Raw genomic sequence first — 23,728 nt, forward strand, 5'->3', positions numbered from 1 at the left:
TCGACCCGGTGCTACTACCCGGTACGAGCGTGGCCGCGCCGGCGGATCTGTCCTGGGGGAGCCGGAGCCGCGGCACGCCCTGACCGTTCTGGCTCGGGGCCTGGGAGGCGTCCGGGGAGGGGGCCGGCCGCCGTCCACTTGATGGTCCAGCGGCGGCGGCCGCCGCTGAGGCGGGGCTCGCGCCGCCGGGGCGAAGAGAGCCCACGAGGCGTTGACTTTGTCGCAAGGCATGACGCACCGTGCTGCTACAAAGCTTGCGACAAAGGAGGTGCTATGGCCCGTGAACCGTTACCGGACGCCGGCCCGCCGGCGCGTGCGGCCGATCTGCGACTGGCTGGAGAGTGGCTGAGCCGGCACGACCTGGCCAGCGCCCGCCCGACCCCGCTGCTGGCCAGCCGGCCGGCGGCCCGCAGACGCGCCCGCCTCGCCGCTCAGATCCTCCTGACCGTGCTGATCATCGCGAGCGCGCTCGCCGCCACTTCCGCCTTCGGCGACTTCCAGCCGCATCGCCCCCTGGCGCTGCTGGCCCTGACCGCGCTGGTCGCCGGGCTGCTGCTGGCACAGTCGCTGCTCGACCGGTGGGTACGACGCGTCGACCAGCGGGCGGGCGCGACCCTGTCCCGCAGGGCCGCCCACCTGATCCAGCCCGGCTGGCGGGCCGTACTCGGCCGGCCGTACGCCATCTTCGCGGTCGCCACGTTCGCCGGTGCGATGGTGCTGGCCGGGAGCGCCCTGGCCGTTCCCGACCCCATCGTGCGGCAGCTGGCCGTCGTCCTGCTGATCGGCCTGCTCGGCGCGACAGCCATCACCGCCGTGCAACTGCGCCACCTGCTCAGGCACCCGGTCGTGGCGCAGGACGAGGAGTCCCTCACCGCCGACGTCATCATGCGCGTCGAGGACGCCCGCGACCTCACCACGCCGAGCGTGCAGTGGTCGCTGCCCATGGTGCTGCTGTTCGGCACCGCGCCCGGCTGGTGGAGCGCCGCCGCGGTCGCCTACCTGCTCCTGGGCGTGGGCACGACCGTCGCGCTCCATGCCAAGACGCCGTCGAGCGCGACGGTGGCCCGGCGGGTCATGAGCGTCCGATGATCGTCATCGATGCGGCCTCGCCGGTGCCGCCGTTCGAGCAGCTGCGGTCCCAGCTCGCCCGGCAGATCCAGGAACGCACGCTGGCCGTGGGTGCCCGGCTGCCGACCATCCGCCACCTCGCGGCCGACCTCGGCCTGGCCGTCAACACGGTCGGACGGGCCTACCGGGAGCTGGAGGAGGCGGGGCTGATCGAGACGCGCGGGCGGGCGGGCTCGTTCGTGTCGGCCGGCGGCGAGGAGGGCCGGGAGCTGGCCCGCCGGGCCGCCGCCGACTACGCGGCCGTGATCGCCAGCGTCGGCATCGACACGGCCGAGGCGATCCGCATCGTACAGGCGGCTCTGACGTCCGGCGCGGCAGCACCGGCCTCGTCATGACCGCGACCCGGCCGCGGGGTCACGTCGCCGGCCGCGCGACGCCGGCGGAACCTGGAACCGGTACGCCCCCAACGACCACTCCGAGTGACCCCCACAGGGGACGTGGTGTCGAGTACAGATCACTTGATCAACGACTCCTGCCAGCATGGCACCCGTTGTAGAGCGGGTGCATAGGATCGCCGACATGGCACTGCGACCCGTTATGGTGAACATCAAGGCTCTTGATCACTCGGCGGTCGGCCGGTTCTGGGCGGAGGCGCTCGGCTGGTGTGCTTACAGCCCCGGCGCGACCACCTACGTCGGACCCGCCGGCGGCCTCGTCTGGCCGGACCCGGTCGCCGTCGGCATCGACATCGTTCCCGTGCCGGAACCCAAGGCGACAACGAAGAACCGTGTGCACCTCGATCTCGCCACCACCTCTGCGGCCCATCAGGCTGAGTTGGCCGCGCTCCTCCAGGCTCTCGGTGCGACTCCCGCCCACGTGGGCCAGGGCAAAGTGCCGTGGACGGTCCTCGCCGACCCGGAGGGCAACGAGTTCTGCGTGCTGGAGCCTCGGGAGATCTACCGGGACACCGGCCCGATCGCCCGGGTGGTGGTCGACTGTGCGGATCCGCGGGCCATGGCCCGGTTCTGGGACGAGGCGATCGACTGGACCCTGCACGAGGTGACCGACGATCACGCGGTGCTGCGCTCCGCCAAGGGTGTCGGCCGGTATCTGGAGTTCGTCCGCACGCCCGGCGAGAAGACCGTGCCGGAGCGCGTCCATCTTGACCTGCTGCCGTACCCCGGTGACGATCAAGCGGCGGAGGTGGCCCGGCTGCGGGCTCTCGGCGCCACCGACATCGATCTCGGCCAGGGCGACGTGCCATGGACCGTCCTCGCCGACCCGGAGGGCAACGAATTCTGCGTCCTCGCCCCGGCCTGACGCGGAGCCCTACTCAAGTGAACTCCCATCGGATGATGCCGCCAACGGCTCAGCGGGCGTCGAGTCCCGCCGGTCCGGGTCGCCCCAGCCGCGGCAGGTCCGCGGCTCGACGACGCGGTTGCGGGTGAACAGGGTGCCGTCCTGGCGGGCCAGCGTGGCCACAGGCAGGCTGCCCCGATCTTGAGCCACGCGATCTCGCTGTCGGTACCAACAGCCTGTTTGAGCTGTTCGACCCACGGGGGTTTTTGATTGCCGGCAGGTCATCTGCATCCGCGCGGACCTGGCGTGGGTTTGTTGTCCTACGCCCGGCCAGCCGGTCGCACGGCGTCGGCCACCTCCCGCATCGGCGCCTTCGCGCCGGTGTTCGCGGGCCAGGCGGCCTCGCCATAGCCCGCTCACTGGTGACGGCGCACGGCGGCCGGCTCGACCTGCGTACGTCCCCGGGCCGCGGCGCCGCCTTCACGGTGGCGTTTCCCGCCCTCGCCGAGTCCCAACGCGGGCGCCGGGTGCCTCAGTGGTCCTTCTGGACGAAGGAGTCCTGCGGCACGTTCTCAGCGAGAGGTCTCTTGCGCTCCGACGGCACACGCCGCCGGATGTCTTCTTCGAGATTGCGCATCGCCATGTGGAAGATCTCCGACTGCCCGGCGCCGACGAACGACAGGTGGCCGAAGACCTCGAGCACCACCAGGCCGTGCATGTGCCCCCACGCGCTGATGAAGAGGGCAGCCGCCGGGGCGGGAAGGACCCCGAGCTCCTCCTGCCCGGGCAGGCTCTCCAGGTGCCGGCGCAGCGCGGGGCTGAGGTCGGGCGCGTCGGCGCGGGCCAGTTGGTCGGCGGTGTAGCCGTCGAACAGGGCGCGGTGGAACACGGCGCTGATCCGTCGCGCCGCGGACGTCGTGGGGCCGTTCGGGGCAGCCTGGTAGTTGGGCAGCGGCGTCCCGTAGATGAGGTGGAACAGCTGGACGTTCTCCAGTGCCCACCCGCGGTAGCCCTCGGCGGCGACGAGCATGGCGGTTGATCCCCGGCCGTGCCCGGCGCCGGCCTCGGCGGCCGCGGCGAGCCCCTCGTACGCCTCCACGATCAGCGGCGTCAGCAGGTGGCCTTTGCTGGGGAAGTAGTGATACAGCGCCTGAACGGTCATGCCCAGCTCGCGGGCGACGGCACGCAGAGACAGGGCGGCGGCGCCCTGGGCGGCCACATGCCGCCGCGCCGTCGCGGATCTCGGCCAACGCCGTGGCGCGGCGCCGCTCGCGCACCGATCGCTGGCTCGTCACGGCCCGCGTCTCCTCCTTGACCGTGTCAAGAAAATCTAGCACTGCTACGGCCAGGGCGGCCGCTCTTAGCCTGGCGTCGCCATCACCGACCGGTCATATCCAGGCGTTCTCCAGCATGCCCAAGCGCTCGGCGGCGCGGGCCACGCACGCCGACCGCATCGGTCGTCATTTCGTACGGGGAATTCGACGGCACGGTCAGCCGGGAAATCCATAAGGGAGACAACGAAAGTGTTCCGAAACGATCAGATGAGCCGGCTTCGTCGGCGCCGGCAATGGGTGCTTGCCGCCGCGGTGGCAGCCACATTGGCGACACCCGCGGCCGCGGCCGCGGTGCCGGCCGAGCGGCAGCACCCAACGCACCAACTCAAGTGGGAGGCCTGCACCGATCCCGCTTTCACCGGCAAGCAGTGCGGCACGATTCGAGTTCCCATGGACTGGTCGCAGCCTCGCGGCGCTCACCTCACGCTCGCGCTGGTCCGCCAGCCCGCGCTCGACCCCGCACACCGCATCGGCACGCTGCTGATCAACAACGGGCGCGGCCTGTCGGCGATCGAGCAGTTCCGGTACGCCCTGGAAGGTTTGACACAGATCGGTGGGGCGATGCCCCGGCGATTCGACCTCGTCGCCGTCGACAACCGCGGCGTCGGACACAGCACGCCCATCCGCTGCGCGGAACCGCTGAAGCCCGCCGGTATCAGCTACTTCCCCCAGAGCAAGGCAGCTTTCGACAAGCTTGTCGCCCATAACCGCACGCTCGGGCAAGACTGCGTGCGCCGCAACGGATCCCTGGTCGCGCACATGGACCAGGCCGGCACCGCTCGCGACCTCGACGCCGTACGGGTCGCGCCCGGCGATTGCTCGAACGCCGGGACTGTCAGGACTGAGCGGACGACTCCTCGCGCTGGGCGGCGCCGTGGCGGTGACGGCCGTCGTGGCGAACCTGGTCGCGCCGACACTGATCGGATCCGAAGCGCCCGCCTACGCCGTGACCAATAACCCTGACGGCACGATCACCATCGAGTTCAGGGACCGGTTCTATACCAAGGACTTCAACAGGAGACTGGAGGAGGACCTGCGCGCCTCCGGCGTACCGACGGTGGTGGATCTCTTGCCTGCCGGAAAGACGTGCAAAGAGCCACGCGCCCGGTACCGGCCGCAGGAGGAGACCAAGAATCTGACTACATGGAAATCCAGCTCGGACGCGCTCTCTTTCACTCTCCACGCTGACCAGATCAGGGCCGGCCAGACTCTGGTGATGACCTTCGCGGGCTCCGTCGATACGGAGGGCGGGTGGGACTTCAAGGTTGCAGACGGTCCCGTAGCCGCTTGCCTGCCGGTAGACGACCCGAGGGTCGTCCAATCCTCCATCCCTGAATCCTCTGCCTCCGGAGAATAGGTACCCGTCCGTTGGACACGCCGCCCGCCGGTCTGTCGCGCGGGGAAACGATTTCCTCGCGGGGCACCCTGGCGACACGGAAGCCCACCAGATCTCCGGAGGTGCGGGATGCCGCGAGCTGAGCCATCGTCAGCACGTCGTGCAGGCGGCCCCGCTCATCTTGAGGCGCGGCGCGACACACCCCCTGTCGCGAACAGAGACGTCGACGAGTGCGCCGTCGGCAGATGCGTCGGCGCTGACGGGCATCGGCCCGCGACGTCAAATGGTGCGGACGGTGAGGGGAGTCAGGTATCCCTCGGGGGATTTCTCCCGTTACATCGGGGGGGGTGACGCGATGCGCGGCGACGGTCCAGCCTCTTGACCGGGCCCGATGCCTGCCCGGTCGCATCTACCACGATCAGACGATCTACGACGCGGAGATGGCGAACATCTTCCGCCGCGAGTGGGTCGCGGTGTTCCACGCGGCCAGGCTTTCCCGTCCCGGCGACTTCCTCGCCTTCGAACTCACCGGGAAGCCCTGCTGTTCGTTCGCGACTCCGAGGGTGAGATCCGGTGCTACAGCAACGTCTGCCGGCATCGTGGAATGCAGGTCGCCCTGGGCGAGGGCAACAGGACGAGGTTCCAGTGCGGGTACCACCGGTGGGCGTACGACCTGTCGGGCGCGCTCGTGCACGCGCCCGAGATGCCTGAGCTGAGGGACGGCGGCATCAGGCTCCCCGAGGTGCGCACGGCCGTGTGGCAGGGCATCGTCTTCGTCAACCTCAGGCAGGACGCGCCCGACCTGCACGAGCAGCTGTCCGAGCTGAGTTCGATCCTCGAACCCTGGAACGCCGGGAGCCTGGAACCCGTGTACGAGCGGCCGTATCCGTGCGCCTGGAACTGGAAGATCATGTACGAGAACGGCATCGAGAGCTACCACATCCTCGGCACGCATCGCGCCTCGCTGGAGGACCCGCTGCCGACCCGCGTCAGCTATGGCGCACCGGGGGACGGCCGGAACTACGCGGAGATCCATCTTCCGTTCGCCCCCGCGGCCGACGGGCTGTTCGCCGCCGACGCCGTCGTCCCCGCTCTTCCCGGTCTGCCGTCCTGGGCCGCGGAGAAGTTCGTGTTCTGGGCCGTTCACCCGAATCTCATCATGAACCAGACGCTCGACGGCCTGCAGACCTACATCACCCTGCCACACGGCCCGCAGGAGTCGACGTTCACCTGGGCGTACATGACCCATCAGGAGGCCAAGGCGTCGCCGAACTACGCGAGGTTCAAGAAGGCGCAGGAGGATTTCGCCGACCTGGTGCAAGGGGAGGATGCGATGTGCACCCGGCCCGTACAGGAGTCGATGAACTCCGGCGACTATGTCCCGGGCCCCTACAACCAGCGTGAGCTGCCCGTGTGGGCCTTCCACCGCTGGTACGTCCACCGCATGGCCGGCGGTGCCGAAGAAGCCGCGACCTGGTAGCCGCCCTTCGCGTGGGCGGGTCCTACGACGCGGTGCGCGACATCCACCACGCCGCCACCTGCGCCCGGGAGGTGCAGCCGAGCTTCCGCAGGATCCGCTCGACGTGCCCTTCGGCCGTGCGCTGGGCGATGACGAGTCGTTGCGCGATCTTCTTGTTGGTCAGACCCTCGCTGATCAGCTCCGCGATCTCCAGCTCCCGGGGGGTGAGCTCCTCGGCGTTCGCCGCGTGGTGCGAGTCATACGGCGCCGCCCTCATTCCCTTCTTGAGGACGTGGTCGATCGCGGCGTCGGGTGTCATCCGGGCGCCCCGCTGGTAGGTCTCCTCGAACGCCGTCTCGCCCAGCGACGCGCGCGCGTACTCCCGGGCGTCCTCATGTGCCTCTCCCCACGCGGCGTATTGCAGCAGGGAGATGCCCGCCTTGCCCCACGTGGCATGCGCCGAGCCCAACAGCCAGGCCACCGAGTCCGCGTCCTTCCGCCCGCGCGCTATCCAGGACAGCGACTCCAGGCACGCGCCGACGACGGTCGGGTCGTCGAACTCGCGATTGATCTCAAGGATCTCCTTGAGCAGGCGGGTGGCCTCGTCGAGATCGCCTTGCATACGCCGCAGATCGGCGAGGATCCACATGAGGTACGACAGGTTCCACCGCGCGCCCCGCCGGACGCACTCCTCGATCGCCGAAACGCACAGTGCCACGCCCGCGTCGATCTCGCCCAGCACCCCGAGCACGCCGGCCAGGTCCGAGGTGACGAGCCAGCGTCCCGGTAGATCGCCCAGCGCGTCGTAGTGATCACGTGCCGCGCTCAGCAAGGCCTTGGCCTTGGGGAAGTCGTGGTCGCAGGTGGCGGTGAGGCCCTGGACGTAGGTCGCGTACGCCCGGCTGCGGTCGTCGCCGAGTCGCTCGGCCAGGGCACGGCTCTCCTGGCCGTGGCGGCGGGCGGCTCGAATGTCTCCCTGGTAGAACGCGAGCCAGCCCGCCAGCCACAGCCCGCGGACTCTGGCCGCGTCCGCCTCGGCGCCCTCCGGTAGGGCGGTCAGCAGGCGCTCCACATGGCGTCTGCCCTCGCTCACCGCGTGGACCAGCCAGAAGGGCCAGAGGTCCGTGGCGAGATACAGGCCGGTGATGGCTTTGTCCGGGGTGGTCAGGCAGTATTCGATCGCGGCCCGGATGTTGTGCCGCTCGGACTGGAGCCGCCGGCTCCAATGCCGCTGTTCCGACTGCGCCCACCCGATCGCCGCACGGGCGGCGAGCGCTCCGCACCAGTCGCGGTGTCGCGCCCTGATCGTTTCGAGCTCGCCCGACTCCTCCAGACGGGCCCGGCCGAACTGCCGCAACGTGTCGAGCATGCGGTAACGGTCACCCGGGCCGTCATCGTCCCGGATCACGATCGACTTCTCGACGAGGCTGTCCAGGCGGTCCAGCAGCGACTCGGCAGGGAGGTCGTCGTCACAGCACACCGCCTCCGTCGCCGCGAGGTCGAAGCCGCCGGCGAAGACGGTCAGCCTCGCCCACAGCGTGCGGTCGGGCGGATCCAGCAGGTCATGGCTCCACTCGACCATGGCCGTGAGCGAGGTCTGCCGGGTCTCGCGGCCCCGGTGCCCGATGGTCAGCAGCTTGAACCGGTCGCCGAGACGGGCGACGATCTGCTCCACGGACAGGGACCGCATGCGCACCGCGGCCAGCTCGATGGCGAGCGGGATCCCCTCCAGATCGCGGCAAAGACGCGCGACCGGCGGGCCTGTCCCGGCGTCCAACCGGAAACCGGGAAAGACCGCCTGTGCGCGGCTCACGAACAGGTTGACGGATTCGTAGCGCAGCAGGATCTCGGGGGGCTCCGCATCCGTCGATTCGGGCGGCACCGTGAGCGATGGGACCTGGAAAATCTGCTCGCCCTCCACACCGAGCGCCTGGCGGCTGGTGGCGAGGATCCGCAGGTTCTCCGACGCCTGGAGCAGGGTGCGGGCGAGAAGCGCGGAGCTGTCGACCAGGTGCTCGCAGTTGTCCAGGATCAGCAGCCCGTTCCGGTCCGCCAGGTGGTCGATCAGCGCCTCCGTCCGCGACGTGGTGGACACGTCGGGCAGGCCCATCGCCGCGGACACCGTCTGTGGCAGGAGACTCGGGTCCGTCAGCGTGCTGAGGTCGACCAGCCAGAGACCGCCGGGAAACGCCCGGTGCTTCGCCCGTGCCGTATGCGTGGCCAGCCGCGTCTTGCCGATGCCGCCGGGGCCCGTCAGGGTCAGCAACCGGCTCGACTCCAGCAGGCGGCGGACGTCGGCGACCTCTTCCCGGCGGCCGATGAACGGGGTCAGTTCAGCGGGAAGCACAAGACTCGATCGTTGAACGTCAGCCACGGGTTCGTCACCTCCTGATCGACTGGACCGGTGACACGACCGTCAGGGGAGTACCCATCCAACATAGTTCGGGCCAGATGTCAGGTCTTGTGGCGGTCTGGCAGGGAACGAGAAGGGGCACCACCCTTGCTACGGCTGGTGCCCCGGTGTTCCCTGGTACCGGCGGGCACTGCTGGTCTCGATGAGGTGTGTCCCTCGATGCCGGCGCAAGGCGCCCATGGCAGAGCCCCCGCGCTCGCCGAACAGTCTGGACGGCCCGGCGGCGCGAGATCAGGGGAGAAATCCCCGGCCTCCAGTGTCCCCCGGTGATCTCCGGGCTGAAGAAGCCGGATGTACCCGCTCCGGCGCCGTGGTTCTCCCGGTGCCGGACGGGCGGCACCCGGGGGACGACCTCTTCCCGGGGAGTCCCTTCATCGCATCGGGGAAGGCTGTGTACGACCGCGAGGACCTGGTCGCCGCCGCCAGGTGACCTCGGCGTCGACACCGCATCAGTGGTTGGACGGATCGTTGATCGCTTACAGCATGTACACGGACATGAGAGCCGCGCCGGGCCTGCCGCCCACTCCGGCCCACTACGATCGGGTGATCGGGCTCGTACGCCTGGCCGAGCGGCTCGGATATCGAACGGTGTGGGCCACCGAACAGCATGTGGACGACGGATATCTTCCGGCTCCGCTGATCGCGCTCAGCGCTTTCGCCCGTGAGACGAGCACGATCCGCCTGGGCACGGGCGTCCATCTGCTGACCCTCACGGACCCCCGCCGCGTCGCGGAGGAGGCGGGCGTCCTGGACGTGCTCTCGAACGGCCGCCTGACGCTCGGGGTCGGTGCCGGTCTGAACCCGCACGAGTTCCGGATATTCCACCGGCGTCTGGAGGATCGGGCGCGGTCGATGGAGGACGGCCTGTCCTATCTCCGGCGGGCGCTGTCGGGGGAGCCGTCCTCCGAGCAGTACCCGATCAGTGTCGGTCCGGTCCAGCGGCCGGTGCCGCTGATCGTGGGAGGGCTGGCCAAGCCGGCCGTCGACCGGGCGGCGCGCCTCGCGGACGGGCATCTCTCCTACAGCCTGGTAGACGCCGAGGTGGAGGTCCCCCAGCTCTGGAACGAGCGGATCGCTCCGGCCATGGAGCGTCACGGTCGCACGCCCGGCGACTTCCGCCTTGCGCTGAGCGTGACGGTCTGGGCCTCCGACGACTGGGAGCGGGAATGGCGCGAGCACGTGGGCGCCGCGTTCCGCTACCAGCAGGTCATGTATGCCGAGTGGGCCGGGGGCGGCGAGGAGGATCTGCCGGCGTTCCTCCGGCAGCCGTCGTGGGATCTGGACGAGGTGCGCAGGCGGGTGTTCGCCGGGCGGCCGGACGAGGTCGCGGAGCGGTTGTCCGCGCTTCGGGAGGTCTTCCCGTTCGATGAGATCGTCATCTGGCCGGCGCTCCCGGGTGTGCCGTTCGAACTCGCCGAGAAGTGCCTGCGCACGTTCGCCACCCAGGTGGCTCCCGCCATCACGGGTTAGTGCCGGGCAGGGGTCGCTGGGCGGGGAGTAGGTAGTGATACGGGTATTTTCCCCCTTTGTCCGGATTGGGGTGATCGGCATTTTGGGTGGAGTCGGGAACATCTGCCAGAGGGAGGTATGCCATGAAGCGGCCTTCGACCCAGTCTCCATCCGCGTACACCTCAGATCTGCGCAGGACGGAGGTGAGGGCGTGCGAGCTGGAGGACGCCCACGGCTGCGCTGAGCGGGCGAGTGCCCGTCAGCGGCAGTTCGTCTCCGATGCCTCGCACGAGTTGTTCACCCCGGTGGCGGCCATCCGGGCCCGCCTGGAAGAGGCCCGGCTGCACCCCGAGGAGACCGATCTCAAGGATCTACTCGATCGCGCCCTGGACGATGTGGACCGTTTGCAGGCCATCATCGGCGATCTGCTCCTGCTGGCCAGGATCGACGAGGGACGGCCGCCGGTGCTGAGGAGGCTGGACCTGTCGCATCTGATCCGTTCGACGGTCTCCCAGCGTGTCGACAGGCTGCCCGTGCGGCTCAGGCTGAGTCCTCGCCTGATGATCGACGCTGTCGGCGATCAACTCGTCTGCGCTCTCACCAACCTGCTGGACAACGCCCAACGGCATGCGGAACGCGTCGTGACGGTGGAGCTGCACCGCGACGAGGGATACGCCGAACTCGTGGTGACCGACGACGGCGCCGGCATCGCCGAAGCGGACAGGGAACGCGTCTTCGAACGCTTCTCCCGCCTGGACACCGCCCGCTGCCGCGACAAGGGCGGCCCCGGCCTCGGCCTGGCGATCGTCCACGGCGTCGCCGGCGCCTGCGACGGGACCATCGGACTGACCAAGTCGGAGACGGGCGGCGCACGCTTCGTCCTGCGCCTCCCCCTGGCCGAAGGCGTTTAGCGGGCGCCCGCCCGTCGCCGGCGTGGTTTCCCGCCGCCCCGGCGTCGTGGTCAGGGTGTCGGGCCGGGTACCGGTGTCCACTGGCGGCAGGCGTCGCCGCGGGCATCACGGCGCGACGCGCCGGACTGGACACAGACCCCAGCCGCGCCCGGCGAGACCCTGCCGCCTTGTAATGGCCGGCGGATAGGAGCTGGCGACCCTCATCGGCGTGTTGAGCGTTCTGAACGGCGGCGCCCACGCGGCAGCTGACCGCCGAGTAGGACCACGCACGACCCGACGGTCAGCAGCCCGCCGGCGAGGAAGGTACTTCGCACATCGGCGAGCGGCAGAACCAGTCCCCCAAGCGCCGCACCCGCCGCGATGCCGGCGTTGTAGGCGCCCGAGTTCGCTGCGAGGGCGATGTCCGTGCGGCCTGGCGCGTAGTGCAACATCGCGTTTTGCGTGGTCATGAACACCGGCCCGAGGGCACCGCCCATCAGGACAAGGAACATCACCGTCGTCACCGGATGAACGCCGAACGCGTACAGGCCAAGCATGCCCACCGCCTGCGTGGCTACGGCGGTGACCAACGCGGACTGCGGAAAGCGGTCCAGCAACGCCCCGGTGATGCTCACCCCGGCCAGACACGCGACACTGAAAACCACGAACAGGACGCTGACCGCATCGGGGGAGAACCCGCTCACGTCGCCCAGAAACGTCACGACGTAGGTGTATCCCGTGAACGCCCCGGTGGCGGACAAGGTCCCGGCCGTCTCCGCAGTGTTGAAGGTGAGGGCGGCCAGCATCAGAGCGCCGAGCACCGCCAGCCTGTGCCATGGAGCCGGACGTCGCGTGATCGTACGGTCTCTTCTTGTCCTCGCCCGTTGAACCTGCTCAATGGCATCACTCATGCAGATACCCCAGCGAGCTCAGCAGTCCCGATGCAACCGAATTCATCCATAGAAGGCCCAGGCCATCAGGGGTCACACGCTGGTCATCCCCAGAGCGGCATCTTGCATACAGAACATATAACCTGAATACAATACTTGGGTATTGCATGCAAGCGAGGGAGTGAATGGACAACGTCACGGCTCCGCTGCGGCGCGACATCGCGGAGCAGGTCACCGCGCGCATCCTGGACGGTCGGCTGCCTGCGGAGGGGCGCGTCAACGAGGTCCGCCTCGCGGCCGAGCTGGGGGTCAGCCGTACGCCGTTGCGGGAGGCGCTCGTGGAGCTCACCGACCGCGGTTTACTGGTCGCCGAGCCGCGGCGTGGCTTCCGCGTGCCGCCCTTGGACGTCGACGAGGCCCGCAGGCTGTATCCGCTGGTGGGCGAGTTGGAAGCCCTCGCCCTGCGGTGGACCGCGCCGCAGGACCTGCTCGGACTCGCCGACCGGCTGGAGGAGCAGATCGACGAGATGCGGGCCGCCCTGGAGCAGGGTAAGGAGCTGGCCGCGCTCGACGACCGCTGGCACGCCCTGTTGCTCTCGGCCTGCGCCAACGCCCACCTCATGCGGCTCATCGCCCAGACGAAGCCCCTGCTCAAGCGCTACGACGTGCTCTATTTCGGCGGCTTGGACCGCGCCCGGCGCAGCATCGACGAACACCGCCGCATCCTCGCCGCGATCCGCGAGGGAGACCTCACCGAGGGAGCGCGATGGCTCGTTCAGAACTGGGTCAACGGAGCCGCCTACCTCGGTCAGAACCCTCGCTGACCCTCCTGGTAGGTCGCGGCTCGGAAAGGAAGGCCATGACCGAAAAGACTCCGGCCTATCGCACCGGCACCGACCTGAACGGACACGTCGCCATCGTCACCGGAGGTTCCTCCGGTCTGGGCCGCGCCATCGCGCTCGCCCTCGCGGAGGCCGGCTCGACGGTCGCGCTCGTCAGCCGGCGGCGGGAGGACTGCGAGCGGGCCGCCGCAGCACGGATCACATCCCTCACGGGTCGGGCGGCCTCGGCGCTGGCGTGCGACGTCAGTGACGAAGACGGCGTCCACCGGGCGGTGGGTGAGGTCGCCGAGCGATTCGGCCGCCTGGACATCCTGGTGACCAGCGCGGGCATCCAGGCCAGAGGCGACATCGGCGAGCTCGGCGTGGCCCAGCTCCGGCGCTGCCTCGAGGTCAACGTCGTCGGGACCTTCCTGGCCTGCCAGGCGGCCGTCCCGCTCATGCGAGCCGCGGGATACGGCCGCATCATCACCCTGGCCAGCGCGCTCGGCCTCGTGGGTGCCGCAGGCCGGGCCGGCTACGCCGCCAGCAAGGGCGCGGTCGTCCAGCTGACCCGGAGCCTGGCTGCCGAACTGGCCGGCACCGGCATCTGCGTCAACGCACTCGCGCCCGGCCCGTTCCGCACCCCGCTCAACGAGGACGCCGACGACGACCCCCGCGTACGCGACTTCCTCGACCACCAGGTGCCCGCGGGCCGGTGGGCCCAACCCGCCGAGCTGACCGCCGCCGCGCTGCTGCTGGCCGGTCCTGCCGCGTCCTACATCACCGGCGCGATCCTCCCCGTCGACGGCGGCTGGACCGCCCACTGACGCCGACCGAGCTCCCCCGGTTCGGGAAACGATCATCCCTCGCACGGGAAGACGGGGACCCTACCTCGACATCGAGGGTGTGCCCGACCCGGAGAATGTCCCCTGGATCGACCCGACCCATCCGGCCTGACGAACGGCCCGGTGTGAACGGCTTCACCGCTCAGAAATACTCCGCCACGTCGTCAGTTCTGGTAGCCCCTCGCCACCTGCGGAAGGATTGACGACCATGACCGACGCCAGACTGCCAGGCGACGACGAGGCCGCGTTCATCGCGGCGGCCCGCTCGAATGACGCAGCACAGCTCGCGCTCATCACGGAGCCCTACCGGCGTGAGCTGCAGGTGCACTGCTACCGGATGCTCGCGAACTACGACGACGCCCAGGACATGACGCAGGAGACGTTCCTGCGGGTGTGGAACAAGCGGGAGTCGTTCAAGGGCCACGCTGCGCTGCGGACCTGGCTGTACCGGATCGCGACGAACGCCTGCCTCGACTTCCTGGAGAAGCGCAACGACCGCACACCCGTACCTGCCGAGCTGCCGGGAGCGGGCTCGGAAGTGCACTACCTGCAGCCCTACCCGGACCGGATGCTCCCGGAGGATCCGCAGGAATCGGTGGTGGCCCGGGAGACGATCGAGCTGGCGTTCATCGTCGCCGTGCAGCACCTGCCGCCGCGGCAGCGGGCGGTGTTCATCCTGCGCGACGTCCTCGGCTGGCCGGCGCCGAAGGCCGCCGACGCCCTCGATCTGACCGTCGCATCGGTGACCAGCGCACTGCAGCGGGCGCGCGTGACGATGCGCGAGCAGCTGCCCGGCCGCCGCCTCGACTGGCGGCGCCCTGCCACCCACGAGCTGTCGGATGACGAGCGCGACGTGGTGAAGTCGTACATCGACGCCCACGAGCGCAACGACCTCGACGGGCTGATGGCCCTGCTGCGCGACGACCTGCGCTTCGCGATGCTGCCCGATCCGGGCACCTTGATCGTCACGGCCAAGGACGCGCTGGACGGCTGGGTCTCCGCTGGGCTCTTCCAGCGCGGCTACGACGACTGGCGCTGCATCGCCACGACGGTCAACCGCCTGCCTGCCGCCGCGCTGTACCTCCGCACCCCCGGCGACCCGGAATACCGTTTGTTCACCATCGCGGTCCTGCACATCGTCGACGGGAAGATCGCCGAGCTCACCGGATTCGACGCCACCGACAAACCATGGCTGGGCCTGCCCGCGACGCTCTGATCAGACAAGTCCCCATCGTCGACGAGTCCAGCGCACGGACCGGCGTCACCGAAGTCACCGCGGAATGAGCACCCCGACCAGCTGAACACCAACGCGGCAACGCGAACACCACCGCCCCGCCGGCGTTGCCGGCGGGGCATCCCTATGCCCGAAGGACATCGTCACGATCAACGACGCCGTCGTCCTCATCTTCAGCGAGCCGGTCAACAGCTCACTCGGAACGCAGGGGGCCGGGGAAGGTTCCCTCATAGAAGAGGCACGCCAGGAAGGATTTCGACCCGGCCTCACGAGCCGAGCATTTGGCCCGTGCTCATCGCCTCGTCTCGTATCGGGTCAGCACCACGCCGCCGGGAAACGTCCGCGTCTCGACCAGCTTCAGGTTCACCCAGCTGTCCAGCGCGGTGAAGAACGGCGTGCCGCCACCCACCAGGACCGGCAAGGTGACCAGCGCGTACTCGTCGATCAGCCCGGCCCGCATGGCCGCCCCGGCGAGCGTCGCGCCGCCGATGTCCATCGGGCCGCCGTCCTCGGCCCTGAGCCGGGCGATCTCGGCGACCGCGTCGCCGGTGACCAGGCGGCTGTTCCAGTCGACCTTGTCGATCGTCGAGGAGAACACCACCTTCGGCATGTCCCGCCAGAGGCGCGCGAACTCGATCTCCGCCGGGGTAGCGTCGGGCCGCTGGTCGCCGGTCGGCCAGTAGGAGCTCATCGTCTCCCACAGCTTGCGCCCGTACAGCGACAGATCGCTCGCCCGCATCTGGTCGTACCACCACTGGAACCGCTCGGCGCTCGGCGACGAGTCCGGCCCGTCTCCCCCACTCCAGCCGATGTCGTCGCCGGGCGCGGCAATGTAGCCGTCCAGGGTCACGTTCATGCCGAAGATCAGTTTCCGCATCGTGCCAGCCTTCCGTGAGTCGATCTCACACGTACAGACGGGTGCGGCGCGGAAACCTAATCGGTGCGCGATCTGCGTCCGCAGATCGGGGGTTCAGGTGCGGCCTGGCAGGCGGCCGGTCGGGATAGGGCCGCCATGGTGACGGCCAGGGGCCCGTGGCGCCGGGCACACCACTGGCGCAGATGCGGCCACAGCACTGCCGGCCTGATCCGGGCCAGGTCGTGCAAGTAGCAGTCGGTGACCGAAGTGAGTTCGTCTCCGCCGTACCCGGTCAGGTGCGCGGTCGCGCCGTGGCGAGCCGGCAGCGCTGCCACAGCGCGGATCTCGTGCAGGAAGTTCACGGTGCGCAGCGGCTCGTCCAGCCCGGCGATGGGTTCGGCGATGGGTTCGGCGATGGGTTCGGCGACGCCGGCGAACCAGGCGGGCAGGTCGTCGGGGGCGGTGACCAGGTGCCCGGCGTCGAGGTGGGCGGCGGCCTTGGTCGCCCAGACGGCGTCGTCGTGAGCTCGGTGGTCCACCTCTCTGCGGATGGTGATCAGGCGGGTGTCGCGTTCGCGGGCGGAGGCCTGGGCCCTGCCCGGCCCACGCGGCGATCAGCGAGCGCACCATCCCGGGCGCGGCCTGCCGTCCCAATCCCCACGCCGAGGCGGGACGCTGATGCGCCGTGTCACGCACGTCGATGCCTGGCTGGACCAGGTGCTCACTGAACGCCGCCGCTGCCGCCACACTCCCCTGCCGCACCTGCTCATCAGGCCGCGGAACACCCAGATCCTGCCCCTGCCCTTACCCACACCCAAGGTGCCCTGACAAGGCTCAGACCACTAGGGGACAGACCAAGTAACTCGAAGGGGCTAATAGGGCCGGTCGGAGGGCGTGACAACAGCTAATGTGTGACCGTCCGCACGGATGTGGATACCCGGGGCACCGGGCCGCACGACGGTCGGCAGGGCTGCAGGGGCAGGCTCAGTTTGCCGCAGGATGGTCGACCGACGGGTCAAGCTCCTGCGGGCCGGGGGTGGCCGGGCGGGGCTGCAGGTGGACCTGGGTGATGGCGTGGCGTTCCACGGCGGTCACCGTCAACTGCCAGTCCCCGGCGGTGACGTGCTCGCCGGGGGCGGTGGGGACCCGGCCGAGCAGGGCCAGGATCAGGCCGGCGACGGTGGTGTAGTCCCCATCGGACCGGTCCTGCAGGTGGACGTCCAGGTCGGGCAGGTCGTGCAGGGGGAACCCGCCGGGCAGCAGCATGCCGCCGTCGGCCTCCCGGACGATCTCCAGCACATCGCGGTCGGTCTCGTCGTAGATCTCGCCCACGACCTCCTCCAGGAGGTCTTCCAGGGTGACGATGCCGTCGGCTGCGCCGTGCTCGTCGATCACCAGGGCGAACTGCTGGCGTTCGCTCTTGAAGCGGCGCAACGCGTCGGAGACCGGCAGGCTGTCGGGCAGCAGCAGCGCAGGACGCGCCAGGTCGGCGGCGGTGCGGCCGGCCTCGTCGGTGAGCAGGTCACGCAGGTGGGCGATGCCCACGGTGTCATCCAGCGAGCCGTTGCGCACGACCGGGGCGCGCGAGTGCCCGGAGGCGGCCAGCAGCCGGCCCGCATCGGCGGCCGGGGTGGTGGCCGCCAGGGTGAACACCTCGCGACGGGGCAGCAGCACCTCGCGCAGCACCCGATCGGTGATCTCCACGGCGCCGGAGATGATCAGGCGCTGTTCCGGGGTGAAGCCGCGGTGCGCGGTGACCAGGTCGCGGATCTCCTCCGGGCTGATCTCCTCGCGGTGGCGATCCGGGTCGCCGCCCATCAGCCGCACCGCCAGGTCGGTGGACTTGGCCAGCGCCCACACCACCGGCCGGGAGGCGGTGGCGATCAGGCTCAGCGGCCGGGCCATCAGCAGCGCCCAGGACTCGGCGCGCTGCATCGCCACCCGCTTGGGCGCCAGCTCGCCGAACACCAGCGTCAGGAAGGTCAGCACGATCGTCACCAGGATGATCGCCACCGGGCCGGCGGCGGCGCCCAGAAAGCCCAGCAGCGGTACCAGCGGTTCCGACAAGGTGACCGCTGCGGTGGCCGAGGCCAGAAAGCCCGACAGGGTGATGACGAGCTGGATGGTGGCCAGGAACTGGCTGGGGTCGCGGGCCAGGCGTACCAGGATCCGGCCGCCGGCGCTGTGCTGTTCCAGACGGCGCAGCTGCCCTTCCCGCAGGGTGATCAGCGCAAGCTCGCTCCCGGCGAAGACCGCGTTGACGATGACCAGGACCAGGACCAGGGCGAGCTGAAACCAATAGCCGTCCACGGCAGAAGAACTCCTCGAACAGGGCCGGCCTCAGGGCCGGGGGAAACACGGAAACCGGCCGGCGCTGTGGCCGGCCGGTGCTGATACGACGGCACCGGGATGGATCGACCCACGACGCGGTCGGGCAGCCGACCGGTCAAACCGGTGATCTTATGGGTGGCCTCATGGCGGTGGCGCGCAGGCGGCCACGGACGGCATGAGCGGTTCAGGAGGGGGGCCGGGCCGGTGCCCGGCTCGGTACTGCAGACCTCCACGGTGACTTCGCCGCTCTCTTCCATCTCTCGCTGAGCAGAGGACATGGAAAGCAACGGCCGAGAGGGAAAGAACGTTCCCGCCTGATCAGGCCACTGCACTGCTGCGGTCCGGGGCCGCAGTGGGCTGCGCGAGCCTGCCGCTCCCGGCGCCGCTGCCTTGCCGCCTCTGTCAACGCAGTGTTTCGGTCATGTCATGATCAATCACGATTTTTTCTGCAAGGATGCCTGAAGGGGCCGCGTCAGCGGGCCCTTGACCCTGATCGTGAATGCACACGGAGGTGCGCAATGGCGGTTTCCGCCAACCTGGACAAGCTGCTCGACAAGGCGTACGAGGAGTCCTCGCTGCAGGCGCTTCTCGACGCGCCGGTCGCCGGGCTGGCCGGGGTGAGCAAGGCCGACGCCGAGGCGCTGGAGAAGGCCTTCGACGTCAAGACCATCGGCGACCTGGGCCGTCTGGCGGCCGTCCGCGCCGCGGTCACGATCGTCGACCTCGCTGACCTGGCCAAGTAGCCCAGCAGGTCTTTCGCGTATCAGGGGGCGGGCGCCGACAGGGCGCCTGCCCCTTCTTCGCGCCCACCCTCGTCGGACTCACCCTTCGAACGCGCCGCCTCCCGGCGGCACCCGCCACACGATGCGCCACCGGGGGAACCCGGACAGGCGGCACGGCGTTGGACACAGTGATCGGCCCGCGGGGCCGGTAGGCCCGGCGGTCATCTCGCGGAAGCGTGCAGCATGGAATCACAGGTCTCATCTCCGCCCTCATCGTCGGCATCGTGATCGGCGCACTGGGCCGGCTGGTCGTTCCGGGGCGCCAGTCCACCCCGATCTGGCTGACCATCGTGATCGGCGTCGTCGCGGCGCTGATCGGCACCGCCGTCGCCGGGGTGCTGGGGTGGCCGACACCCGGGGTTTCGACTGGATCGAGCTGATCATCCAGGTCGCGCCGGCCGCCGGTGGGGTGGTGCTCGCGGTCAAGGCCGACGGCAAGCGCCAGATCCGCTGACGTCCGCGCCCCGGCATCGAAGTGGTGCCGATTGGATCACATGCCGGGTTCGGCCGCCGGGGCTGGGGGCACCAACAGCCACGATGATGACGGCCCGCCCCGTATACGCCACGGGGCGGGCCGTCATCTCAGGCCCGCAGCCGGGCTTCCATTCCAGGCTGGGCCGCTATCGGGGTGGGTGCGGCGGCCGGTCCACGTCGACAGGGTGACGGCGATGGCGGCCGACAGGATCAGGGCGAGCACGCCGGTGGCGCCCCGCCCTGGGATTCGACGTCGGCGCCGAAGACCAGCGTGATGAGGAAGGAGATGGCGGTGAAGATCAGCACCATCGGCCGTCCGCACGCGACCAGTCCGGGGCCATGCCGTAGCGCGGCACGATGTTGAGCAGACCGGCCATCGCCGAGGCCCCGGCGAACCACAGGATCGCGATCGTGGACAGGTCGTAGGCAGTGCCGAACCAGCCGCCCAGGAATTCGTGGGCCAGATAGGCCAGGGCACGGCCGTTGGCCGCCCCGCCCTCGGCGAACTCCTCGGCCACCAGGACGACGGCGATCGAGATGGCCTCGCTGAACCCGGCCAGAAACACCCTGCCCAGAGCGGCGATCAGCACCAGCGTGACCGGGACCTGCCAGCCTACAACTCCGGAACGAACGGGTTGTGCAGGATGTGCGCGGTGGCCTCGGCGGCCGACAGAGCGATCGTCACGATGAAGGCGGTGGCCACGAACCCCAGCAGGAACAGCACCAGCAGCTTGCCGCGCCAGTTGGGCGGGTGGTAACTGTTCAGCTGCTGTGACCCGGCATCGCCTCGGGCCTGTGCAGCGGACCTGCAACGATAACGGCCCGCCCCGTATACGCCGCGGGACGGGCCGTCGTCATCACATTCGCATCAGGGCGCAGGCGCAGCCGTTCAGCGGGCCGGCCTCGGCCACCTCACTCCTCGTCTCCGCCCTCATCCTCGTCGTCGAAGATCTCATCGGCGATCTCGGCGGCGACGAACCCGCCGACCAGACCGGCCGCACCGGCCGCGGCCACTGCGCCCCAGCCCGGGCCGTCGCGGTGCTCGTGATGACCGTGGTGGCCGCTCTGGTGCCCGCCGTGGGCGTACGGGTCGTGGTGACCGCCCTGGGGGCCGTAAGGGCTGGGACCGCCGTAGCCGCCCTGGTGGCCGCCGCCGTGGGCGTAGGGGTCGTGGTGGCCGCCGTAGGTCGTGCCGTGAGAGGCATACGGGTCGTGAACCCCATGGCCGCCCGCGTAGCCGCCGTGGCCGCGCTGGGCCAGGGCGGCCAGCCAGCCGTTGATCTCTGAGGCCCAGTCGCGGTGCGGCGCCTCGGAGTGGCTGGTGCTCCAGCGGCCGAAGGCATCCCCGCCGGAGCTGTAGCCGCCAGCGCGCTTGTCGGCCTCCAGGACGATGTCCATCCCGCCGGGGTTGGTGATGAAGGTCAGCTCGACCTCATTGATCTGCCCGGAGTAGGCCGGCGGCGGGTAGAACTCGATCTCCTGGTAGAACGGCAGCTGCTGGTTGACGCCGTAGATGTGGCCCATCTCCAGGTCGGCGCTCTTGAAGCCGAAGCCGAGCCGGGAAAACGCCTGCAGCACCGCCTCCTGGGAGGCCAGGGGGACGATCTCGACCGGGTCCAGGTCGCCCTTGTCGACGGCGGCGGCGATGGCCAACTCGGTGCGCACCCCCATGGCCATGCCGTGCAGGCGATGGCCGATCACCTCGGTGATCGGCGCCTCCCACGGCACGGGGAACTGGAAGGGCACGACCTTGTCCTCGCCGCTGCGCAGCCGAAACGGCCCCGAGACCTGGGCCCGGTGGAACTCCACCAGGCCAACCTGCTCACCCTCGCCGTGCTCAGCCTCGACCCGGGTGACCAGCCCCAGGGTGATGTACTCGATGTCGGCGTCGAAGTCGCCGCCCTTGACGCGCACCTCCCCGCGCAGCAGCTCGCCCGGCTGCACGCGCGGGGAGGCCAGGACGGTGTCCACCGAAGGGGCCCCTACACCGAAGGTCCCCAGCACCCGTTTGAAGATCACGAATTTCCTCTCTGTCATGCGTGATGAACTCGCCCAGCAAACGATCAGCACGGGATGGTGGTTCCCCGCCGCCCATACCGATCGGCAGGTAAGAGATCCGGGCCGTCTACCGGCGGGCGTCCCAGGCCTCCAGCGCGGCCTGCAGGCGGTGCGCGACCTCAGCGTCAAGGCCCGGCCGTCGCATGGTGTGGCGCAGATACCTCTCGGCTCCCTGCGGCAGTCCGGACCCCGGGTTGGCCAGGACCTGGGCGATGTGGGTGCCGGACGATCCGATGTGACACCAGGAGTCGTAGTCCCGAACCGGCGGCTCGGGGATGCCCGCGTCAGGGGGCGAACAGGACGCGGGGTTCGAGATCGAGATGAGTGGTGGGTTCCTGGACCGGTGGGGTGAGGTTGAGGGTCCAGTTGCCGAACCGGCGGATGGTGTGGGTGATGTGGGGGGAGATGGTGGCCAGGTCGTCGGGGTCGACCGGAGGGCCTTCGGCGGCGGTGGCGTTGGCGGCGTCGGTAATTCGCGGCCGCCGGCGCCTCCGGCCTGCTCCAGAGCCTTGAGCACCAACCGGCCCGCCCGCTCGGCCACCACCCCCTGGCCCGCGGCGTCGCCGCTGTGGCCGCCGGCCTGCTGTTCGAGGCCCAGGGCTTCGCGCGCCCCCAGGGCGTCCAGGTCCCGCAAGAACGCCAGACGGCCCTTGAACTTGCCCAGAGAGGCGGCCTGCGCCACGTCCTTCAGCCCGTCGTAGGCTGCGCGGCATCCGTCCAACCTGGAGCTCGAACGGCTCGTCGGCCGGCTCGCCGTCGACAACCCGCAGTTCGCGCGAATGTGGTCGCGGCGTCCCGTCCAAACCTGCTCGTACTCTCTGCGGGAACTCGACCATCCTGTCATCGGGCGAGTGACCCTGGCGAACGAGACGGTCACCCTGCCTGACGATGACCAGCAGATCGGGCTGTTCTATGCGGGTCCCGGCTCATCTGACACCGATGCACTCGCCGTGCTGGCACAGAGCCTCGAACGACGCCTCGCGCCAGGAAGTAAGTCCGTCAGTGCCTTGGCCACACGAATCTCGTATCCACTGTGGACGCCCGCCGACGAGTAGCGGAAGGCGAGAATCACGCCCTTCGTCACCGGAGGAGGTTTCGTCTCGTCTGCAGGTCAGTGTGGTCGAAGGGCCCTACCCGACGCGGCACAAGGAACGGATGTACCCGCAGTCCGGCGTTCATGACCTGCTGGAGCGCCTCACGCGCACCAGATCAGCGTGCAGGCCGGACCGAGCCCCGGCCCGGTGGCGCACACGAGGGGCGCGAGCAGGACTCCGAGCGGCCCGGCGATGAGAAGCGCGGCCATCGCATAGGCAGGCACGCCCAACGTCCGACTGGAGCGTGCGCCGCCGCCGATCAGCCGCTCCACGCGCTGCGGAACCGCTGTGTCGGCCATCGCGAGAGCGCCTGCCGCGCCATCATGGGGAGCGGTCGCCATCCGCACCAGTGCCTGGGCCAGCGGCCACTCCCCCCGTGCCCGGCGTGCCCGGTCGTCAGCGAGCATCTCCAGCAGGACGGGGACGGTACGGCGGGCGCCGCGAGCGACCGGAAGCCAGGGAAAGGCGTTGTGGAGGGCGAGGAAGGGCAGGAGCAGGAGCGCGTGGTGCCCCCGGGCGTGCGCCCGCTCATGGGCGAGTACGGCGTCGAGTTCAGCCGGGTCGAGCAAGTCGAGCGCTCCCTGGGACAGTACGATCCGCGCCCGGCGGCCGGGGACGCAGTAGGCGAGCGGTTGAGCGCCGGGAAGCACGTAGGCGTCGTGTGCGGCAGAGTACGGGGCGAGCAGGTCCACGAGCAGACGTTGACGCCGCTGCTGGGCGACGGTCCGTACCGTGACCCGGGCCGTGTGCATGACCAGCCACGTGGTCAGGGCCAGTGACCACGCCAGCGCCGCGACATGGACGACGCCGAGCCCCTCCAGGCCACGCCCGGCGGCGAACTGACCGGCCAGACTGTGCACGCCGTGCGGGAAGACCGCCGCCAGCGGCGCGACCGCTGCCACCAGGCCAACCCCCACGGCTCCCAGGCCGGCTGCCAGGCCGATCGCCTGCCACAGCGCGAGCGCGGCCCGCGGGGAACGACGGGTCCAGCCGGCTGTGGACAGCCACTCGACCGCCCGCCCGCCAAACAGGAGGGGCGGCAGAACGGCACCGGCGGCCACCAGCCAGCCGGTCACGGCCTTTGCCTCCCGCCCG

General features: G+C 69.9%; 22 protein-coding genes and 3 pseudogenes. 15 read left to right on the plus strand and 10 right to left on the minus strand.

All coding sequences use genetic code 11. The features are described 5' to 3' along the window. Positions 1–273 precede the first annotated feature (273 nt). From QSK26_RS32935 to QSK26_RS32945, 3 genes are all read left to right on the plus strand, one after another. The gene (locus QSK26_RS32935; protein ID WP_285779221.1) at positions 274–1,089 is read left to right on the plus strand and encodes a hypothetical protein; all 816 of its coding nucleotides are present in this window, start codon (positions 274–276) and stop codon (positions 1,087–1,089) included. After that, positions 1,086–1,463 (plus strand): GntR family transcriptional regulator, encoded by a 378-nt coding sequence (locus tag QSK26_RS32940; RefSeq protein WP_285779222.1) that lies wholly within the window; start codon positions 1,086–1,088, stop codon positions 1,461–1,463. The genes QSK26_RS32935 and QSK26_RS32940 overlap by 4 nt, the downstream gene beginning before the upstream one ends. A gap of 184 nt (positions 1,464–1,647) precedes the next feature. Then, positions 1,648–2,388, plus strand: coding sequence for a VOC family protein (locus QSK26_RS32945; protein WP_285779223.1), 741 nt, complete (start codon positions 1,648–1,650; stop codon positions 2,386–2,388). A 511-nt stretch (positions 2,389–2,899) separates the two neighbouring features. On the opposite strand, the gene QSK26_RS32950 is transcribed toward QSK26_RS32945, so the two are convergent. Together QSK26_RS32950 and QSK26_RS32955 are read right to left on the minus strand one after the other, a co-directional pair. Then, positions 2,900–3,397, minus strand: coding sequence for a TetR-like C-terminal domain-containing protein (locus QSK26_RS32950; RefSeq protein ID WP_285779268.1), 498 nt, complete (start codon positions 3,395–3,397; stop codon positions 2,900–2,902). A 93-nt stretch (positions 3,398–3,490) separates the two neighbouring features. Continuing rightward, positions 3,491–3,589 (minus strand): annotated as a pseudogene (locus tag QSK26_RS32955) (TetR family transcriptional regulator); the annotation flags it as partial. Positions 3,590–3,890: 301 nt separating this feature from the next. Here QSK26_RS32955 and QSK26_RS32960 point away from each other — a divergent pair. The 3 genes from QSK26_RS32960 to QSK26_RS32970 all read left to right on the plus strand — a co-directional run bounded on the left by QSK26_RS32960 (position 3,891) and on the right by QSK26_RS32970 (position 6,517). Then, complete coding sequence (locus QSK26_RS32960; protein WP_285779224.1) at positions 3,891–4,658, plus strand: hypothetical protein; 768 nt, start codon at positions 3,891–3,893, stop codon at positions 4,656–4,658. Then, positions 4,594–5,058, plus strand: coding sequence for a hypothetical protein (locus tag QSK26_RS32965; RefSeq protein ID WP_285779225.1), 465 nt, complete (start codon positions 4,594–4,596; stop codon positions 5,056–5,058). The genes QSK26_RS32960 and QSK26_RS32965 overlap by 65 nt, the downstream gene beginning before the upstream one ends. A 370-nt stretch (positions 5,059–5,428) precedes the next feature. Then, positions 5,429–6,517 (plus strand): aromatic ring-hydroxylating oxygenase subunit alpha, encoded by a 1,089-nt coding sequence (locus QSK26_RS32970; protein ID WP_285779226.1) that lies wholly within the window; start codon positions 5,429–5,431, stop codon positions 6,515–6,517. A 22-nt stretch (positions 6,518–6,539) separates the two neighbouring features. On the opposite strand, the gene QSK26_RS32975 is transcribed toward QSK26_RS32970, so the two are convergent. Next, a complete protein-coding gene (locus QSK26_RS32975) occupies positions 6,540–8,843 on the minus strand; it encodes an ATP-binding protein (RefSeq protein WP_285779227.1) in 2,304 nt (767 codons plus the stop codon). A 561-nt stretch (positions 8,844–9,404) separates the two neighbouring features. On the opposite strand from QSK26_RS32975, the gene QSK26_RS32980 reads away from it, so the two are divergent. Further along, the gene (locus tag QSK26_RS32980) at positions 9,405–10,379 is read left to right on the plus strand and encodes an LLM class flavin-dependent oxidoreductase (protein ID WP_285779228.1); all 975 of its coding nucleotides are present in this window, start codon (positions 9,405–9,407) and stop codon (positions 10,377–10,379) included. Positions 10,380–10,501: 122 nt separating this feature from the next. Further along, positions 10,502–11,269 (plus strand): sensor histidine kinase, encoded by a 768-nt coding sequence (locus QSK26_RS32985; protein ID WP_285779229.1) that lies wholly within the window; start codon positions 10,502–10,504, stop codon positions 11,267–11,269. Positions 11,270–11,469: 200 nt separating this feature from the next. Here QSK26_RS32985 and QSK26_RS32990 read toward each other — a convergent pair whose 3' ends face one another. Then, entirely contained in the window at positions 11,470–12,069 is a 600-nt protein-coding gene (locus QSK26_RS32990) for an MFS transporter (RefSeq protein ID WP_285779230.1), read from the minus strand. 254 nt (positions 12,070–12,323) lie between these two features. On the opposite strand from QSK26_RS32990, the gene QSK26_RS32995 reads away from it, so the two are divergent. The 3 genes from QSK26_RS32995 to QSK26_RS33005 all read left to right on the plus strand — a co-directional run bounded on the left by QSK26_RS32995 (position 12,324) and on the right by QSK26_RS33005 (position 15,020). Continuing rightward, positions 12,324–12,962 carry a GntR family transcriptional regulator gene (locus QSK26_RS32995; RefSeq protein WP_285779231.1) on the plus strand — a complete coding sequence of 213 codons (639 nt, stop codon included), beginning with the start codon at positions 12,324–12,326 and terminating at the stop codon, positions 12,960–12,962. Between the two features lie 35 nt (positions 12,963–12,997). Further along, positions 12,998–13,786 (plus strand): SDR family NAD(P)-dependent oxidoreductase, encoded by a 789-nt coding sequence (locus tag QSK26_RS33000; RefSeq protein ID WP_285779232.1) that lies wholly within the window; start codon positions 12,998–13,000, stop codon positions 13,784–13,786. Positions 13,787–14,012: 226 nt separating this feature from the next. Then, positions 14,013–15,020 (plus strand): RNA polymerase subunit sigma-70, encoded by a 1,008-nt coding sequence (locus tag QSK26_RS33005; RefSeq protein ID WP_285779233.1) that lies wholly within the window; start codon positions 14,013–14,015, stop codon positions 15,018–15,020. A gap of 310 nt (positions 15,021–15,330) precedes the next feature. Here the strand turns inward: QSK26_RS33005 and QSK26_RS33010 are convergent, their stop codons facing one another. Further along, the gene (locus tag QSK26_RS33010) at positions 15,331–15,915 is read right to left on the minus strand and encodes a dihydrofolate reductase family protein (protein WP_285779234.1); all 585 of its coding nucleotides are present in this window, start codon (positions 15,913–15,915) and stop codon (positions 15,331–15,333) included. Positions 15,916–15,971: 56 nt separating this feature from the next. Next, a pseudogene (locus QSK26_RS33015) lies at positions 15,972–16,460 on the minus strand (asparagine synthase-related protein); the annotation flags it as partial. A gap of 112 nt (positions 16,461–16,572) precedes the next feature. Between QSK26_RS33015 and QSK26_RS33020 the strand changes: the two are divergent. Next, positions 16,573–16,722, plus strand: coding sequence for a hypothetical protein (locus QSK26_RS33020; RefSeq protein ID WP_285779235.1), 150 nt, complete (start codon positions 16,573–16,575; stop codon positions 16,720–16,722). Positions 16,723–16,878: 156 nt separating this feature from the next. On the opposite strand, the gene QSK26_RS33025 is transcribed toward QSK26_RS33020, so the two are convergent. Beyond that, the gene (locus QSK26_RS33025) at positions 16,879–18,204 is read right to left on the minus strand and encodes a hemolysin family protein (RefSeq protein WP_285779236.1); all 1,326 of its coding nucleotides are present in this window, start codon (positions 18,202–18,204) and stop codon (positions 16,879–16,881) included. Between the two features lie 539 nt (positions 18,205–18,743). On the opposite strand from QSK26_RS33025, the gene QSK26_RS33030 reads away from it, so the two are divergent. Together QSK26_RS33030 and QSK26_RS33035 are read left to right on the plus strand one after the other, a co-directional pair. Further along, a complete protein-coding gene (locus tag QSK26_RS33030; protein WP_285779237.1) occupies positions 18,744–18,968 on the plus strand; it encodes a hypothetical protein in 225 nt (74 codons plus the stop codon). Between the two features lie 215 nt (positions 18,969–19,183). After that, positions 19,184–19,387, plus strand: coding sequence for a GlsB/YeaQ/YmgE family stress response membrane protein (locus tag QSK26_RS33035; RefSeq protein ID WP_502888771.1), 204 nt, complete (start codon positions 19,184–19,186; stop codon positions 19,385–19,387). Between the two features lie 393 nt (positions 19,388–19,780). Here the strand turns inward: QSK26_RS33035 and QSK26_RS33040 are convergent, their stop codons facing one another. Next, a complete protein-coding gene (locus tag QSK26_RS33040; protein WP_285779238.1) occupies positions 19,781–20,071 on the minus strand; it encodes a hypothetical protein in 291 nt (96 codons plus the stop codon). A 322-nt stretch (positions 20,072–20,393) separates the two neighbouring features. Further along, complete coding sequence (locus QSK26_RS33045; RefSeq protein ID WP_352244438.1) at positions 20,394–21,518, minus strand: sporulation protein; 1,125 nt, start codon at positions 21,516–21,518, stop codon at positions 20,394–20,396. A 734-nt stretch (positions 21,519–22,252) separates the two neighbouring features. On the opposite strand from QSK26_RS33045, the pseudogene QSK26_RS33050 reads away from it, so the two are divergent. Next, positions 22,253–22,594, plus strand: a pseudogene (locus QSK26_RS33050) (MmyB family transcriptional regulator); the annotation flags it as partial. Positions 22,595–22,734: 140 nt separating this feature from the next. Here QSK26_RS33050 and QSK26_RS33055 read toward each other — a convergent pair. Further along, positions 22,735–23,709 (minus strand): M56 family metallopeptidase, encoded by a 975-nt coding sequence (locus tag QSK26_RS33055; RefSeq protein ID WP_285779240.1) that lies wholly within the window; start codon positions 23,707–23,709, stop codon positions 22,735–22,737. Positions 23,710–23,728 lie beyond the last annotated feature (19 nt).

The sequence above is a fragment of the Microtetraspora sp. NBRC 13810 genome (genome assembly GCF_030268685.1).
Lineage (GTDB): Bacteria > Actinomycetota > Actinomycetes > Streptosporangiales > Streptosporangiaceae > BSRQ01.

Coding starts and splice junctions, on each gene's coding strand:
- QSK26_RS32935 (WP_285779221.1), top strand. CDS start 274: ATGGCCCGTGAACCGTTACCGGACGCCGGCCCGCCGGCGCGTGCGGCC.
- QSK26_RS32940 (WP_285779222.1), top strand. CDS start 1,086: ATGATCGTCATCGATGCGGCCTCGCCGGTGCCGCCGTTCGAGCAGCTG.
- QSK26_RS32945 (WP_285779223.1), top strand. CDS start 1,648: ATGGCACTGCGACCCGTTATGGTGAACATCAAGGCTCTTGATCACTCG.
- QSK26_RS32950 (WP_285779268.1), bottom strand. CDS start 3,397: ATGCTCGTCGCCGCCGAGGGCTACCGCGGGTGGGCACTGGAGAACGTC.
- QSK26_RS32970 (WP_285779226.1), top strand. CDS start 5,429: ATGCCTGCCCGGTCGCATCTACCACGATCAGACGATCTACGACGCGGA.
- QSK26_RS32980 (WP_285779228.1), top strand. CDS start 9,405: ATGAGAGCCGCGCCGGGCCTGCCGCCCACTCCGGCCCACTACGATCGG.
- QSK26_RS32985 (WP_285779229.1), top strand. CDS start 10,502: ATGAAGCGGCCTTCGACCCAGTCTCCATCCGCGTACACCTCAGATCTG.
- QSK26_RS32995 (WP_285779231.1), top strand. CDS start 12,324: ATGGACAACGTCACGGCTCCGCTGCGGCGCGACATCGCGGAGCAGGTC.
- QSK26_RS33000 (WP_285779232.1), top strand. CDS start 12,998: ATGACCGAAAAGACTCCGGCCTATCGCACCGGCACCGACCTGAACGGA.
- QSK26_RS33005 (WP_285779233.1), top strand. CDS start 14,013: ATGACCGACGCCAGACTGCCAGGCGACGACGAGGCCGCGTTCATCGCG.
- QSK26_RS33010 (WP_285779234.1), bottom strand. CDS start 15,915: ATGCGGAAACTGATCTTCGGCATGAACGTGACCCTGGACGGCTACATT.
- QSK26_RS33020 (WP_285779235.1), top strand. CDS start 16,573: ATGCGCCGTGTCACGCACGTCGATGCCTGGCTGGACCAGGTGCTCACT.
- QSK26_RS33030 (WP_285779237.1), top strand. CDS start 18,744: ATGGCGGTTTCCGCCAACCTGGACAAGCTGCTCGACAAGGCGTACGAG.
- QSK26_RS33045 (WP_352244438.1), bottom strand. CDS start 21,518: ATGACAGAGAGGAAATTCGTGATCTTCAAACGGGTGCTGGGGACCTTC.